General features: G+C 50.2%; 14 protein-coding genes and 1 tRNA gene. 12 read left to right on the forward strand and 3 right to left on the reverse strand.

All coding sequences use genetic code 11. The features are described 5' to 3' along the window. The first annotated feature begins 75 nt into the window (after positions 1-75). Positions 76-816, forward strand: coding sequence for a ThiF family adenylyltransferase (locus tag LJ046_RS02145; protein WP_002879877.1), 741 nt, complete (start codon positions 76-78; stop codon positions 814-816). A gap of 106 nt (positions 817-922) precedes the next feature. On the opposite strand, the gene LJ046_RS02150 is transcribed toward LJ046_RS02145, so the two are convergent. Beyond that, on the reverse strand, positions 923-2,296 hold the full coding sequence (locus LJ046_RS02150; RefSeq protein WP_072557696.1) for an IS4 family transposase: 1,374 nt from the start codon (positions 2,294-2,296) through the stop codon (positions 923-925). Between the two features lie 268 nt (positions 2,297-2,564). Between LJ046_RS02150 and LJ046_RS02155 the strand changes: the two genes are divergently transcribed. The 6 genes from LJ046_RS02155 (at position 2,565) to LJ046_RS02180 (ending at position 7,594) form a co-directional block, all read left to right on the forward strand. After that, complete coding sequence (locus LJ046_RS02155) at positions 2,565-4,145, forward strand: ATP-binding cassette domain-containing protein (protein ID WP_002880565.1); 1,581 nt, start codon at positions 2,565-2,567, stop codon at positions 4,143-4,145. Continuing rightward, positions 4,135-5,709 (forward strand): ATP-binding cassette domain-containing protein, encoded by a 1,575-nt coding sequence (locus tag LJ046_RS02160; protein WP_002880563.1) that lies wholly within the window; start codon positions 4,135-4,137, stop codon positions 5,707-5,709. The genes LJ046_RS02155 and LJ046_RS02160 overlap by 11 nt, the downstream gene beginning before the upstream one ends. Before the next feature lie 83 nt (positions 5,710-5,792). Beyond that, positions 5,793-5,865 (forward strand) — tRNA-Thr (locus tag LJ046_RS02165). A 135-nt stretch (positions 5,866-6,000) separates the two neighbouring features. After that, positions 6,001-6,639 (forward strand): ABC transporter ATP-binding protein, encoded by a 639-nt coding sequence (locus LJ046_RS02170; RefSeq protein WP_002880562.1) that lies wholly within the window; start codon positions 6,001-6,003, stop codon positions 6,637-6,639. Then, positions 6,636-7,403, forward strand: a complete 768-nt coding sequence (locus LJ046_RS02175; RefSeq protein ID WP_002880561.1) for an ABC transporter permease — start codon at positions 6,636-6,638, stop codon at positions 7,401-7,403. Before LJ046_RS02170 ends, LJ046_RS02175 begins: the two co-directional genes overlap by 4 nt. A gap of 2 nt (positions 7,404-7,405) precedes the next feature. After that, positions 7,406-7,594 (forward strand): hypothetical protein, encoded by a 189-nt coding sequence (locus LJ046_RS02180; protein ID WP_002880559.1) that lies wholly within the window; start codon positions 7,406-7,408, stop codon positions 7,592-7,594. A gap of 241 nt (positions 7,595-7,835) precedes the next feature. Here LJ046_RS02180 and LJ046_RS02185 read toward each other — a convergent pair whose 3' ends face one another. Continuing rightward, the gene (locus tag LJ046_RS02185) at positions 7,836-8,978 is read right to left on the reverse strand and encodes an SLAP domain-containing protein (RefSeq protein ID WP_002880557.1); all 1,143 of its coding nucleotides are present in this window, start codon (positions 8,976-8,978) and stop codon (positions 7,836-7,838) included. A gap of 267 nt (positions 8,979-9,245) precedes the next feature. On the opposite strand from LJ046_RS02185, the gene LJ046_RS02190 reads away from it, so the two are divergent. The 3 genes from LJ046_RS02190 to LJ046_RS02200 all read left to right on the forward strand — a co-directional run bounded on the left by LJ046_RS02190 (position 9,246) and on the right by LJ046_RS02200 (position 11,591). Beyond that, on the forward strand, positions 9,246-9,767 hold the full coding sequence (locus LJ046_RS02190; RefSeq protein ID WP_002880554.1) for a GNAT family N-acetyltransferase: 522 nt from the start codon (positions 9,246-9,248) through the stop codon (positions 9,765-9,767). Positions 9,768-10,164: 397 nt separating this feature from the next. Further along, the gene (locus tag LJ046_RS02195) at positions 10,165-10,998 is read left to right on the forward strand and encodes a pyridoxamine kinase (RefSeq protein ID WP_035176956.1); all 834 of its coding nucleotides are present in this window, start codon (positions 10,165-10,167) and stop codon (positions 10,996-10,998) included. A 35-nt stretch (positions 10,999-11,033) separates the two neighbouring features. Next, on the forward strand, positions 11,034-11,591 hold the full coding sequence (locus LJ046_RS02200; RefSeq protein WP_002880550.1) for an ECF transporter S component: 558 nt from the start codon (positions 11,034-11,036) through the stop codon (positions 11,589-11,591). A gap of 26 nt (positions 11,592-11,617) precedes the next feature. Here the strand turns inward: LJ046_RS02200 and LJ046_RS02205 are convergent, their stop codons facing one another. Continuing rightward, on the reverse strand, positions 11,618-14,383 hold the full coding sequence (locus LJ046_RS02205; RefSeq protein WP_002880549.1) for a DEAD/DEAH box helicase: 2,766 nt from the start codon (positions 14,381-14,383) through the stop codon (positions 11,618-11,620). 148 nt (positions 14,384-14,531) lie between these two features. Here LJ046_RS02205 and LJ046_RS02210 point away from each other — a divergent pair, with 148 nt between their 5' ends. Both LJ046_RS02210 and LJ046_RS02215 read left to right on the forward strand, forming a co-directional pair. After that, a complete protein-coding gene (locus LJ046_RS02210; protein WP_002880548.1) occupies positions 14,532-15,242 on the forward strand; it encodes a DUF975 family protein in 711 nt (236 codons plus the stop codon). An 85-nt stretch (positions 15,243-15,327) separates the two neighbouring features. Continuing rightward, the gene (locus LJ046_RS02215; RefSeq protein WP_035176954.1) at positions 15,328-15,807 is read left to right on the forward strand and encodes a YcxB family protein; all 480 of its coding nucleotides are present in this window, start codon (positions 15,328-15,330) and stop codon (positions 15,805-15,807) included. Positions 15,808-15,809: the final 2 nt, after the last annotated feature.

Below are 15,809 nucleotides of genomic sequence, written 5' to 3' on the forward strand. Positions count from 1 at the left end.
GGCGTAAGGGCTGTGGTACAAGAGTTGAATTAAAAAGTCATTAAATAATTAAACGGGGAACTGGACAGAAAAGACTTGAAGATTTCAGATCAAGAATTGATCAATATAATTGAGAAATTTCGGTCTTTAGGCTTAGTTACTACTAATTCGTATAGCGGTAACTCAAAATATTCCAGAAATATTAGTTTCTTTGAATGGATGGACACGTCTGACAATGTTGATCCAAATATATACCAAGAAAAATTGCAGAAAGCAAAAGTAGCTGTGTTTGGAGTTGGCGGGATTGGATCTGCAATGGCTGAATACCTGGTTAGAGCAGGAGTAAAGAATATCAAACTGGTTGATTTTGATACAGTGGAAGAATCAAATCTCACGAGACAAACGGCTTATGTGGAAAGCGACATAAATAAAGCTAAGATACAGGCGTGTTCAGATTACTTAAAAAAGATAGACAGCACTGTTAGTGTGGAGACTGTACATTGTAAGATTACAGGGCCAGCTGATATTGAAGCGAATATTGATGCTGAAACCGATCTGATTGTAAATTCGATGGATCAACCAGCAGAGTTAGACAGCTGGTTTGATGAAGTTTCTAACAAGACTAAAAAAGCTGTGATTTTTAGCAGCTACGCTTCAACTGCAACAAATGTGTATCCTAAAATTCCAGGTGTAACAAGAGATTACAGTGAATTTTTAGGTAAGGAACAGATTACAAAAGACTGCATAATTGACAACAGTTTTCCAATGGCGGCAATCTTGTCTGTAACAGCAATGGCAGCGGGCATGGCTAGTTACTACGCAATGTCATTAAGTTAAGGCATTGACTTTGAACAGGGAGCCGTTTTGAGACACTTATCTATGTTAGATAGGTGTCTTTTCTGTTTTTTGGGCATGACAAATAAGCAGTCAATTGACTGTCTTTTTACCAAATTCGATAGTTTAAACTAACAGAACCTTGAAACCGTAAAGGTCTTGGATATTTTCGGCCTTTTCGGACTGGATGATGATACGCTTCTATTTCTTCAATCATCTGCTTTGGATCATCTTTCATGGACGTTGTATAATAGCGGTGAACTATGTTGACCGCCTCTTTAAAGTCTATCTCATGAGGCCATTTCCTGTGAGCATCAGCTACCCGGCAAAGGGATATGATTCTGTTGACCACGTTAAACATAATCAGTTGAGAGTACAACTCGATTTCTTGAAATGCTGGTTTTTTCGAATGAAAACATACTGCACCGAGATCATACTTTAGCTTGCGAAATGAGCTTTCAATATCCCAGCGCAGATGATACAGTTTTTTCATTTCACTAAGCGGGAAGTCGTTCGAGCTTAGATTAGTAGCTAGTACTTCCCACTTGGTGCTTCCCGATTGTGGGTCGTTGATCTTAAGCTTAACGATTCTGCAGTGGACCGGACAAAAACTTTCAAAATCCCAGTGCGCTGTACGGTACTTGGGTGAATATTTGTCCTTATAGCGACGATTTGGGGCATTGATTTTGTGATACTCCGGGTGAAGCTTCTTTTGCTTGGCGCTATTGGTGATGTTAAACGTCATCTCAAGATCACATTCTTGGTCGGGAAGAGCACTGATTTCCCGAATAGCACCTTTATCTTTAGTTCTGAGGCGAACAACATAGTTGCAGTCAGGCAGTCGATTGCCATGCTCGAAAAGATTGAAGGATTCATAGCCACGATCCATCAGTACGATATAGCGGTGCTGAAGTCTTAAGTTCTGAAGCATGTGCACAGCCGCACTGCGTTCATCCATACCCTTTCGTGATTGCAATAAGCAGTCTAGGTAACAACAATTTGCGATATCGTAAAGGATATTGGCATGAATCAAGCAAGCACCTTTGGTCGTTAATTTATTATCGGCCGAAGGTGTTTTTCTTGTTTGAATATTGCATAGAAATGGTGAATGCTTATCATATGGCAAAGCAAAGTCACTACCATCGATTGCCAGCAGTCGATAGCCATGATACAAAGTGGGCTGTTTCAAAGTTGAATTGAATTCATACAGAATTGCCTTAAATAATCTAGGATTAACCTTAGCTTTCTGTTGTTCATAGGCCGATACGGTCATTCGCTCAGAGAACTTAGGAAATGCGTCAGCTAGCTCCTTATTTAAGCAGTTTCCTTGCATGCCAAGAGTGGTCTTAATGAATGTCTTAGCATCCAATTTTCTTTTACGCGTGAAGTCTTTACTTGGGTGATAAGCAAAGTAATTGATGTATTCGGCAGCCTTATCCGTTACAGAATCAAGCTGTCTAAAGACTTGATGTTTCTTAGTCATGAGAATACGCCACCTTTGATAAAATTTCTAATCAAAGATAGCGTAAAGCGGTTTCAAAAATTAAGCAAAGAAAACACTCATCAAATTCTGATGAGTGTTCTAAGACGTTCTCCGTTCAGAGTCAATGTCTTAACTTAATGACATTGAGTTACTACGCAATTATGTTTCTAACTGGAATTTGAATTCCGAAAGATGCTATTCAGATAGATTTTGATGGATGGACAATCTTGAAGATTAATGTTTCTGTAGCGGGATAAGGAGGAGTAAATTGTTAAAATTGTGGCTGAAAGCTAATCGGCCGCGGGCGGCCGTATTGCTGGCGCTGAGCGTCTTGTTTCAAGCTGTGTCAGCCTACAGTCTGTACTTAATCAGTCCGCAGCTGAACAGCTTGATTGGTGGAAAATTTACCTGGCTTTTCGGCCTGGCCCTACTTAAATTGGCTTTGGATTTGTTTGGCAACCTGCTTTTGGCGGTAAACAACTACTTGTTCAGCCAGCAGAGTCAAGCAGCAATCGACAGCTACCGGCAAAATTTGCTGCAGGCCTACTATGACAGCAATGATCAGTGGCCGACAGCTGATCTGCAGAATGACTTGGTCAATAATTTGCAGGTGATCAACCAAGATTATTGGCAAAGCATCTATTATTTCGTCAACAATGTGCTCTACGCCTTTTTTGTCAGTGTGGCAATTCTTTCCTTTAATTGGCAACTGGTTCTTTGTGCTTGGGCAATCGCTATTGTGGCTCTTTTTGTGCCGAAGCTCTTTGAAGAAAAAAGCAGCGCGGCAACTGAAGCCGTGGTTAACCGCAACCAAAAGTACTTGCAGGCACTGGACCAGTGGTTGGCAGCGATTGAGGAACTGCGGCGTTTTTCTTTAAAAAAGGTATTGTGCCGGCAGCTTGGTGAGGAAAGCCAAAAATTGGAGGACACCCGGATCAAGCGGCAAGCTTGCCTGTCAGTCGCGGAATTCACGCAAGAAATAGTCGACAATATCGGGATTGTGGGAGTCCCTTTTCTGCCGGGAATACTGTACTTCAGGGGCCAGGTGGCTTTCGGGGCAATCATCGCTGCTGGCTATTTAGCCAATGGCGTTTTCAGTTCCCTGCAAGAGGCTTTTTCGGCTTACATTTCGGCAAAATCAACGACTAAGTTGAACGAAACCATGCTCCAGCATTTGCAAGTTCAAGCGGCCGCGAAGACGGAAGATCCCCAAACGATTATCGGCCGGGGGATAGAAGTGAACTTGGGCGGGCAAGTGATTAAATATCCAGATTTTACGATCAAGGCAGGAGAGAAGGTCTTACTTACCGGGCCAAGTGGCTGCGGGAAAAGCAGCTTGCTTAAACTTCTGCTTGGCCAAATTGAGCCGAGCAAAGGCCAGCTGACATATTTGGATTCTGAAGGGAAGGAAATCCCAAATCCGGCCCGGTCCTTTGAATATCTGCCGCAGGCTGGCTGGATTTTCCCCGGAACAGTCGCTGACAATATCACCATGTATGATGCCAAAAAGCAGACCAAATTGGCGGAGGTACTGAAAAAGGTTGGCTTAGACCGGGACTTCTCTAAGGCAGTTGACCTCGACCGTGAGGTCAGTCCCCAGCAGGCAGACCTGTCTGGCGGGCAGAAGCAGAAGATTTTCCTGGCCCGCGGCCTCCTGCGTCATAAAAAGTTCTCCTTGATGGATGAACCGCTGAGCGCACTTGACCAGGCCAGCCGGCAGAAAATTTTGCCACTTCTGCTGGGGTGGAAACAGACTTTGATTTTTGTTGGGCATAATTTACCGCTCGAAGAGCGGGAGCGATTTGATCAAGTGATCAATTTGAAAGAAGGGGAAAATTTTGCAAATTAAGGATTTGTTTCGGCTAAACCCCGGCCGCTTTCTGGCATTACTGCTGGCCCGGGCATTGACGGCCCTGCTGACGGCGTGGGCAGCTTTTGCCTTGACCTGGGAGTTCAGCGCGATAAAAGACCGGCATTTTCAGCAATTTCTGCTGTTTGCGGTTCTGCAGCTTTTCTTGCTCTTGCTTGGCAGCCTGCTGGATCAAGTGACCGATTATTTTTGGGAACTTCACCTTGAAAAGTATTTTCACCAGATCCGGCAGGAGGTTCTTGCCCACGCTTATGCTGAAGCGGCTGGGACAAAGGAAAATCTTCAAAGCGAATTGACTAATGACCTGGAAATGCTGAAGGACCAGTATGCTGATTCTATTGGCGGCATCGTTCACTCGGCCGTCCTGCTGGCCTTGGTTGCCGGTTCTCTGGCGTCTTTCCGCTGGAGTCTGCTCTTACTGGTTATTGCCGTAAGCGCCTTGCAGATGTACTTGCCGCGCGTTCTTGACGAGCCACTGCAAAAAGCTACTGACAAAATTTCGGCCAGCAACCGGAAATATCTGCAGACTCTGGCCGATTGGCTCAATGGCATTGATACTTTGCGCCGCTATGCGGTCGGGGAAAAATTCTTAAGCATTATTCACGCTGATGCCCGCGAGTTAGAGTCTGCTTATGTAAAGCAGCAGAAAGCTGACCAGGAACTGGACTACCTCAATCAAGCTATTTATTCTTTGGGGAACACGCTGATTTTTCTGCTGACTGCTTATTTGGTAGCGCGCGGGCAGCTCGAATTCGGCTTGATTGCCTCGGTAAATGACTTCAGCTTGTACCTGTTTGGCTCTCTGATGAACATTGCCAATTACCGGGGGCAGTTGGTTGCCAGCCGCGGTTTGCGGGAAAAGATTCTGGACTTGCGGCAGCCACTGGCTCAAGCGGAAGAAGGGGGGACAGCGCCAGCTGCCTTCTCTGTAAAGGATCTGCGGCTGACTTTTGCCAATGGACACGAAATCAAGTATCCAGATATCCAAGTCAAGCCGGGGGAAAAAGTACTCTTGACCGGGGCCAACGGGACTGGCAAGTCGACTCTGTTTAAGCTCCTGGTAGGGGAAGCAGCGGCCAGCGGAGGACAGATCAGCTTTTTTGACCAAGCTGGAAAAAAGGTGAAGCCTGACCGAACGAAAATCGGCTACCTGCCTCAGCAGGCGGTCTTATTGCCAAGCAGCGTCATGAACAATATCACCATGTTTGATCCAGAACTTGAGTCAAAGGCGAAGGCCAGCGCGGCCGACGCCCAGCTGTCTGAGGCAGTTGATAGTTGGCCTCAAGGCCTGGAAACGCCGGTTGACTTGGCAGGGGACAATTTGTCTGGCGGGCAGAAGCAGAAAGTAGTGTTGGCCCGTGCGGAAGTTCGTGACAGCCAGCTTCTCTTGGTTGATGAAGGGACCAGCGCGATCGACCAAGCAGCTGGCCGGAAAATCCTGGACAAACTGCTCCAGTCTAAACAGACGGTGGTTTTGATCGCGCACAATCTGACTAAAGAAGAGCGGGACCTGTTTGACCGGGAAATTAAACTATCTGCCTAAAAAAATTAACTTTTTTCGCGAAAGCTCTTGTCAAGGACACGTTTTTATGGTTTAATTAATAACTGTGTTAAGGCACAAGAGTCGCTGACTTAGCTCAGTTGGCAGAGCACTTCACTAGTAATGAAGGGGTCGGAGGTTCGAATCCTCTAGTCAGCATATTTTAACCGTCACCTACAGGGTGGCGGTTTTTTTCTTGCCTAAAATCCTTCAAGCTTTTATAAAAATTGCTTCATCCTTTTTGGACTATAATGTAACTGCAGTATAAAAATTACAGAAATCAGGAGGAAGAAAATGGCACTCATTGAACTCAAGCAGGTGTCCTACCGGGCAGGTGACCAGGAAATCCTGCAAGACGTCTCCTTTGCCGTGGAGGAGGGGGACTACCTCACCTTGACCGGACCGTCGGGCAGCGGGAAAAGCACGACTTTGAAGCTGATCGCGGGCTTGATCTCACCTAATAAGGGGGAGATTTTTTATAAGGGGCAAAATCTTGATAGCCTGGACCTGGTCCAGTACCGCCGGCAGGTGTCCTACTGCTTCCAGCAGCCAACCTTGTTCGACGAAACGGTTAAGGACAATCTGGCCCTGCCTTTTGCCATCCGCAAGCAGGACTTTGCTGAAAAGCAGGTCCAGGAAGCTTTGAAGCAGGTAGATTTGCCAGCTGACTATTTGGATAAAAAGATTACCACCCTGTCTGGCGGGGAGAAGCAGCGGGTGGCTTTGATCCGTAATCTGCTTTTCCGGCCGGAGCTCCTCCTGTTGGACGAAGTGACGACCGGGCTGGATGAAGAGAGCAAGCAAATCGTCCATCAGCTGATCGCCCGGGTGCACCAGGAGGGAACCACGATAGTGCAGGTGACCCACGACCAAGAGGAGCTGGCCGCTTCCAAGCAGCTCCTGCACATGGAAAAAGGAGGAGTTTTGAAATGAAAGCAATAGCTGTCAGCGATCTGTCATTAATCTTGTCTTTTGCCCTGGTCCTGGTATCCGTGGCGATTTCCTGGAAGGAAAAGCTGGGCTTGACCAGGGACATTTTTTACAGCGTGGGCCGGGCTATCGTCCAGCTGGTCATTGTCGGCTACGTCTTGAAGTTCATCATGCAGGTCAACAATGCCCTTTTGACCCTCTTGATGACCTTATTTATCATTTTTAACGCGGCCTGGAACGCCAATAAGCGGGATCCCAACCCGAACCGCCAGCTCTGGCAGTCAATCATGGCCCTTTTGATCGGGACTTACATCACCTTGGGCGTATTGCTGCTGACTCAGACGGTGAAGCTGAAGCCGATGCAGATCATTCCGATTACGGGGATGATCGCCGGCAATGAGATGGTGGCTATGGGTCTGTGCTATAAGGTTTTAGCCACGGGTTTCCATGACCAGCGCCAGCAGGTTTTGGAAAAAATCGCCCTCGGGGCTGACGTGAAGACGGCCAGCATGACCATCCTGCGGCGGAGCATCAAGACTGCCATGCAGCCGACGATCGACTCAGCTAAGACGGTGGGGCTGGTCAACCTGCCGGGGATGATGTCCGGGTTGATTTTTGCTGGCGTGGATCCAGTTTATGCAATCAAGTACCAGATCATGGTCACTTTCATGCTTTTGTCAGCGACTGGCCTGGGCGCCGTGATCGCGGGCTACCTGTCCTACCGCAACTACTTCAATAAGCGGAGCCAGCTGCGGGAAGAGCAGTAGCGATGTTAGAAAAATATTTTACCTGGCTGGCAGAAGTACTGTTAATCATAGTAGTAGGCTTGGTCTTCATAACTCTCCATTCTCTCTACTATAGTTATGGCATGATGATTTTTGGTGAGCATTCCGCGGCAGCAATTGAAATGCTTGGGAAAGCGAAAAGCTTTGGAGTAGCATTTACACTGTCGCGGTGATAGTCATTGCTGTAAGCACGCAAATCGTCAGATCTTTTAAAATGAGTAAGAAGTAACTGGAGGATGCCTAAGTTATGAGCAGCGATGAGTGCATGGCTTGATGCAATCGAAGCAATGCGATTGTCGAATTATCCCTTCTTTTGCTGACCAAGTATTACCGCTAATTTTTATGAAAAAAGCTCTAACTGCCTCTGTGGCAATTAGAGCTTTGTTTGTTTCTAAAATTAATTCGCGATCCGGCTTACTTAACGTTGCCTGCCTTGATGTAACGGCCGACATTGATCCGGTAGTAAGTCTTCTTACCGATCTTCCGCTTGCCGCCGTAAGTGAAGACCTGCTTGCCCTTCTTTAAGGTAGCAACTGACTTCACCCGCTTGCCCTTGCTATTGTAAGTCCAAGCATTGTGAACCAGCTTGCGGGCAGTACCATCAACGTTGTTGATCTTGATGTACCGGTTGGTCCCGATCTTGTAGTAGTTGTTGCTGCCGATCTTGATGATCCCGCCGATCACGTAAACGTAAGTGTACGCGCTCTTGTAAGCACCGGTTCTCTTACCGGCGGAAGTGTAGACGTAAGACTTAGACATAATCTTCTTCTTAGTCTTGCTTACAGGTGCTTGACTGGCTGGCGTCTTAGATGGGCTTGATGAAGAACTGGAGCTGATTGACAGAGGCAGAACTGAGATGTTCCCGTCAACATTCAGCCCCTTCCAGTTTTCAGTGAACTGCCAGATGATGACCCCGTTCATTGACGGGAAGTATGAAAAGTCTGGTGCGTCGATCCGGCCTGAGCTGGTGTAGTAGGCTACCCACAATGAGTTAGGGTAGGTTGACGTAACCGTGCTCATGTTGATCGCGTTGTTCAAAAGGTAAGAACCAGAGTAGAGCAATGGCTGGTAGCCAGCTGCCTTAACCTTCTTCATGAAGGCCATAATGGCGCTGGTATTAGCACTTCTGCTCCCGCTGGTTGAGTTGCCGCTGCTGGTTTCCCAGTCACAAGCCAGGTATGAGCCTGCTGGCAGGCTGACTGCCTTGGCGCTGGCGATAGCGTAGTCCGCTTCACTCTTAGCTCTGGATGAGCTGGAACCGAAATTGGCGAAGTGGTAGGCCATTGGCAACAGTTTGTTGGCCTTGGCGCTGGCTACTTGTGCCTTGGCGTTTGGATTCCGGTAGCTGGTGCCTTCGCTGACCTTGACAATGACGAACTGAGCGCCCGCCTTGCTGTACTTGGTCGTGCTGGTTGGCTGGTAGCTTGACACGTCAACCCCATAAGAACGGCTGCTGGCGCTGGTCGTGCTGGCCTGTGCCAGGCCGGCGAAGCTTATGCTTACAGCTGCCGTTAATGTGGAGACTAACGCAAGCAGTTTAAGGTGTTTAAACTTCATGTATCTGGTACTCCCATTAAAAAAGTGTGTGATTGAAAATGCTCAAAACTCAAAATAAGTGGTTTGTTTTGCAACAGTCCTCATTATATAACTGCAATGTTACAAAACCTTGACACAACCTTTTCCAATTCTTAAATAATATTACAGTTTTTAGCACTGAAAAGGCTTCCCTTTAAGCAGATCGTTTGAGCTTGCCTGCCGACTTATGTAAAATACCCTTTGTCGTTGTCATTGAACCAGTAATATAGATAAGGGAGCGAATAGGAAATGCAGATTAGAAAAGCAGAATTGAAAGATTTTGACCAGGTGATGGCGATCCTGCAGGACGGGCGCAACCAGCTGGCAGAAAGCGGGATTGACCAGTGGCAGGGGGACTACCCGAACCCTGACCACGTCCGCCAGGACATCGAGAATGGCTATGCCTACCTGGCCAAGGCCGACGACGGGGAAACAGTCGGGACCTTGACCATTATTCCCGCGCCGGACCACGCTTATGATCAATTGGACGGGCACTGGCAAATCGACACGAATGACTACGTTACCATCCACCGGGTGGCTATCCACTCTGACCACACTGGTCACGGCTATGCTTCTCAACTCTACCAGGCAGTAATCAACTACTTCGCCAGCGGCTTCAATGACATCAAGTCCGTCAGAGTCGACACCCATGAGGATAACCTGCCCATGCAGCACTTGATCGAAAAGAGCGGCTTTAAGCGGGTCGGCACCCTGCATGGGGTCTACCGGGAAAACGAGACCAGCTACGTTTACGAACTTCTGACTGTTTAAATTATGCTTACTAAGTAATAAGTAAGTCGCATAAGTAAACAGTTTAAAAATAATAGCTGTTTTGAAATTCGTAAGGAAAAGATCATATTTTCATCACAACTATCTTGTATATTAGATTCGTAGCTTGAGGTTGTGGAGAGCCGCAAGTTGCAACATCCAAATTTCTTTTATTTTTCTTTCCTCAATGTAACATTGCATTGAATTTTATACATACACAACACATTCCTAACCAAAGTCAGTTGTTCTTCTAAGCAACTGGCTTTTCTTGTGCTCTGAAAATGAAAATGCCAGTGTTATACTAGTTATTACCAGATTAGAAAAAAGTTTCGCAATAATTACTTTCATATTTTTTAAGCAAGCATATAATAGAGCTACTGAGCAATAAGGAGGAGCCAAAGTGAAATCAGTCTTGATCAGTCAAGATCTATCTTGTGTTGGTCAAGTCTCGCTGGCGGTCGCCTTGCCCGTGTTAGGGGCCAGCGGCCTGCAGACCGCGGCTTTGCCAACGGCAATTTTGTCAACGCATACGGGCGGGTTCGGGGAGAACACCTTCCTGGACCTGTCGGCCAGTCTGCCAGATATTTGGGCGCACTGGGACAAGGAAAAGATCTCTTTTGACGCCATCTATTTGGGCTACTTGGGCCAGGCGGCCAGCCGGGTCTGGGAGAAGGGGCTGGAAGAATACAGCCGGCAGGGGAAACTCATCCTGCTGGACCCGGCTATGGCTGACCACGGCCGTCTCTACCGCGGCTTTGATGACAGCTATGTTGTCCAGATGCAGCGCTTAGCCCGGCAGGCAACGATTTTGACGCCCAACTTGACCGAAGCCCTGCTGCTCTTGAATGAGCCGGTGGACTTTACTGAGTTTGACAGCCACCGGGCCTGCGTGATCACCCAGCGCCTGGCCCAGAAGTTTGCCCTGTCCCAGGTAGTTTTGACCGGGGTGCCCCTGGCCGACAACCGGATCGGGCTTTACGGGCTCAGCCGGGGCGGCCGGGTTTGGGAAAGGACCCAGGACCGGATTCCGCACAGCTATTTTGGCACGGGGGACCTTTTTGCCAGCAGCCTCTTGGCCGGCCTGCTTCACGGGCTGGACTTGGAACAGGCAGCTGGCGTGGCCGGGGACTTCGTGGCCAAGGCAATCCTGGCAACTGATTTGGACCAGGACCAGCGCTTTGGCCCTAATTACGCGGCGGCTCTGCCTTGGCTTTTGCAGCAATTGCAAAATTAGTGCATTGATCATCTATTTTAAGGAGGGGGAAATAATTGCGCGATGAACAGAATTCTTTAAGAGCAGTCGTGATGACCGGCTTGTTCGCGGCCATGATTTATATCGGCATCTGGATCCTGCGGATCCCGCTGCCGGCGGTTGTTGGCCGGCCTTTCATCCACTTCGGCAACACCTTGACAGCCGTGGCCATTCTCTACCTGGGCTTCCGTAACGGGGCCCTGGCGGGGATCATCGGCCTGGGCGGCTTTGATATCCTCAACGGCTACGCGGCTACCAGCTGGCTGACTATGCTGGAAGTCGTAGTCGTGGCTGCCATTTTGTCCGCGGTCTACAAGGGCATGAAGTACAACGACAGCAAGAAGAACATCATTATTTTGGCGGTCATCGCCGGGGTAACCAAGATTTTTACCTCTTACGCGACGATGGTCGTGGCTGCCTTGATGGCCGGGACGGCATTGCAGCCAGCCCTGGTCGCGGCCTTCCTGAGCCTGCTGGCCACGGTGATCAACTCCTGTTCAACCGCGGTCTGCACGCCGATCCTCTACTTTGCCTTGAAAGATATTACCGTCCGCGTCATGAAGCGGGCACACTAAAAGGCTTCCCGGCTGGGAAGCCTTTTTTAATTGCTGAAAAGCTGGTCGGCGATTTTGGCTGGCAGGGGATCAGGCAGAACCAAATCCAGGCCGACCGCGCTCTTGCCCTTGAGATTTACCTCGCGGACCGTGGCAGGGTCGATTTTCGCTGAGCCCAGGTAGTAAAACTTTGGGCCGTAGGCATCCGCCCGCTTGACGAAGACCGGAATCCGGGTGACTTGCTGGCCAGATTCCGTCCCCCGCAAAAGCTGCTGGACTTCCGGGGAAGACAGGTGGCGGGGAGTTCTGGTATACCAGGCCAGGCGCTGGCCGCGTGCCTGGTTGTCATAGCGGGCATTTCTTTGCTCCTGGTCAGTTTTTTGATAAGTGATAAAAACCGGGCAGACATTGCCACTCAGCCGGTAGCCATACATGGGCCGGCTGACGTCTAGTGGCCAGTTGAGCAGGCGGCAGACCTCCTTGCGGTCGTAAGCCGCGTAGAGGGTGAAGTCTTGAGTCGGGTCTTTTTCTTTGGCGAGGAAGAGGCCAGTTTCGACCGCGTCTTTAAACAGACGGAGGAAGTCGGGACTAGCTTGGACGATCTGAGGATTTAAGGACCAGCAGCCGTCCTTTAAGCAGGCGACAGGCTCGCCGCCGTACTTGGCCTTTTGGCTAGTTGATCCGCTTTTGACATCATAGAAGTCCAAGGAGAGGATAGCTTCCAGAGATTTTTCCAAGGCGGGTGAGTCGTAGGCCCCGTAATTTTTTAACAGAGCTTGGAAGTCTGTCTGACTGATTTTGCCTTTTGGCAAAAGAGCCTGCAAAAGCAAAAGTTCATGTGGCCGCTGGCCTGGGGCCAGTTCCTTAGTAACGAAGGAGAGGACCTGGCTTTCGTAAGAGGACAGCTGGCAGGGCTGGCCCATTTTTTTCAGGAAGGCTCCGTAGTGGGGCAGGGACTTGTTGTCCAGCCAGAGGCGGGGTGAGACCTGGCCTTTTTTGGCGAAATCCAGCAAAAGGGGCGCCCGGCCCAGCTGCTGGGCCAGGTCCGCGTAGGCTTCCCGCAGCTGCTTGAGCGAGTCCAGCTTGACCTTGTCCAGGGAGGCCAGGATCTCCTGGCTGGCGATCCGGCTGAAGTTGATGGTGGACAGGCCGGCAAAGCTGACGGTTTGCAGCTGGTACTTCAGCTGGTCGCGGGAGAGCTTTTTCCCGGCTAAGGCCAGGGGGATCAGGTAGTTGTTCTGGTAGTTGCCGATGAAGTCCAGGACGGTGACGAAGTCCTGGCCCGGGTAGAGGCGCAGGCCCCGGCCCAGCTGCTGGATAAAGACCGTGGCTGACTGGGTGGCCCGGAGCATGACGATCTGGTTGAGGGCGGGAATGTCCACGCCCTCGTTGAAAAGGTCGACCGTCACCAGGTAGTGGAGGCGGCCGCTTTCCAGATCCTTGACCGCCTGCCGGCGGACAGCTGGGGAATCCTGGTTGGTCAAGGCCTGGGCCGGCTGGCCCTGTTGAGTAAAAGCTTCCGCCAATTGCCGGGCTTCTTCCTGCCGGCTGCAGAAGACCAGGCCGCAGGGGCGGGGACCGCTGTAGCCGTAATAATCCAGTTCTTTAAGGAGGTAGCTGACCCGCTTTTTCGCGCCCAGCCAGCGGAGGTCGCTGAAGTCATCAGAAGTCTGGCCGTCAATTTCATAGTCGCGGATACCGATATAGTGGAAGGGCGTGAGCATTTTGCTTTCCAGGGCATCGGCCAGGCGGATCTCGTAGGCTAAATTGTAGTCAAAGAGGGCAAAAATATCCTGCTGGTCCATCCGCTCTGGCGTGGCTGTCAGACCCAGGCAAAAGGCCGGGTTGAAGTGGCTGAGGACTTTTTGATAGCTGGGCGCGGCGGACCGGTGGGCTTCGTCAATCAAGATGTAGTCATAAAAATCAGCTGCCTGGCTGGCCAGGAACTGGTCCTGGGAAACGGTCTGGATGGTCGCGAAGGTGTAGCGGGCCTGCTGGTGGCTGGTCCCGGTCAAAAGGGCGAAGTCGCTGTCCTTGCCGCCGATGACCTTTTTGAAGGTCTCAAGGGCCTTGCGGGCGATCTCTTCCCGGTGGACCAGGTAGAGGAAGCGGCGGGGGACAAAGTCTTTGACCGCCAAAGCCGCCAGGTAGGTTTTCCCCGTCCCGGTAGCAGAAACGACAAGGGCCCGGCGGGCGCCGCTTTTGACTAAGGCTTGGAGATTTTCCAGGGCGGCTGCCTGCATCTGGTTGGGAACGATCTTTTCTTGTTTCACGTGTAACACAGGCTTGGCTGGCGGCTGCCAGCTTTTTTCATAGTCAGCCAGCCAGGTGTAAGTCAGGGGCTGGCTTTTGCCCGTCAAGTCCGCTAAAGCCGCGGCTAGTTGCCGGGGCAAGGCCGAATCGGTTTGGGAATCGACCTCGAGGCACCATTCCTGGTTGGCCAGGAGGGCGGACCGGGTGAAGTTGGCGCTGCCGATGACGGCGGTCTGCCAGTCCCCATGGTCAAAAAGATAGCCCTTGGCATGGAAGGGACCGTCCACGATCCGGACGGTAAGATTGGAAATTTTTAAGAGCTCGGCGAAAACCCGGGGCTGGTTGAAGGCCAGGTAGGTCCCGGTGATGATGGTCCCGCGGACCCCGCTGGCTTGCAGGTCTTCCATGACCAGCTTGAAAGGGGGCAGCATGTCGGCGGTGATGAAGGCCACGGCCCAGGTAAAGGACTGGCAGGTCAGCAGCTGCCGGCGCAGGGTTTGCCAGATGTTTTCTTGCTGATTGCTGATGAGCCGGGGCGGGCTCAAGGGGGAAAGTTCCATGGATTTGACCTCACTGTGGAAAGATTTTTTACCATCATAACACAAGAGAGCAGCGGGGAAGATAGGAAAAGAATTATGTTACATGTGAAACAATCAGCGCTATAATAATGGTGAAAATAATAAAAGCTTTTTTACAGAGGAGAGAACAATGAAAGCGAAGGAAATCCGGGCCCTGGCCCGGGAAAACCTGAAGCAGATCCCGAAGAAGATCTACATGCCGATGGGCCTGCTTCTGGTTGTGGCAAATATCATACCGAATGTCGTTGACCAGGCCACTGATTTCAAGTCGGGGGTTGGAGCTAATATCATCTTCTTTCTATTGGAAATCGCGGCCGCGCTTTTGACGGCTAACGGCTACATCTTCTTTGATCGCTGGCGGAATAAGATCCAAAAGGGCGGGGAAGAGCCAAATGCCTGGTGCGGCCTAACCGGCCAGCACATTGCCCGGCTGGCAGTCTACGGGGTTATCGGAGCCTTAATTATCGTTTCCGGGACGCTGGCGATTGTCGCGGTGATCGTTGGGTCAGCCATTCCGCAAGTACCGGTAGCGGTAAGCATCATTCTTTTGATCTTGCTGGTCGTTTTGCTGGTCTGGATTGAGCTGCGGCTGACCTATGTCGTTTATGTGATCGACGATGACGTGCGGACCGGGCAGAAGCGGTCAGTCTGGGCAGAAATCGGTGCTGGCTGGAAGCTGACCAAGGGCCGGGTCTGGAAGCTGCTTTGCCTTAATTTATCCTTCTTGGGCTGGTACATTTTGACCGCCTTTACCCTGGAAATTTTGGGTATCTGGCTGATGCCATACTACAATTTGGCAATTGCCGAAACTTATGAACAGAGCAAGGAAAACAAGTATTAGTATTATTAGACGCGCGATGGCGCGTCTTTTTTTACGGGCAAGGAAGAATAGCTTATAATTTTTATATAGAAAGGACGTGAGGCAGATGGCACAAGCCTTATATATCAGCGAGATTCACATGGACTTGAACGAGTACACTAGGATGGCCATGAAGGTGACGGAAAAGAGCCGGCGGCGGATCATCATGATCGCGGAAGCAATCTGGATCACGGCCGGAGCGGTGGCTTTCGCCTTGAAGCAGTATGACTTCACGGTCATGTTTGCCCTGGTGATTGCTTTTTACCCGGCGGCACTCGTCTACCTCTACAAGCGGCGGCTGAAGAAGATTTACGCGGGCATGCCAGCCATCAAGGATGACTACGTGCGCTACGAATTCTACCCGGACCACTTCCTGGTTTTGACCAACCGGGGGGACGGGGAATACCGCTATGACCAGATCACCCGCTATGTTGAAACTGACGAGGAAATCATCATGATGCCGGCTCCGGACCAGGGCATGCTGCTTCTGAAGAAAAACTGCAGCCCGGACTTGATCAAGTTTTTACGGGAGAAATGCCAGCGGTAGTT

The sequence above is a fragment of the Lactobacillus delbrueckii subsp. jakobsenii ZN7a-9 = DSM 26046 genome, assembly GCF_001888925.1.
GTDB lineage: Bacteria > Bacillota > Bacilli > Lactobacillales > Lactobacillaceae > Lactobacillus > Lactobacillus delbrueckii.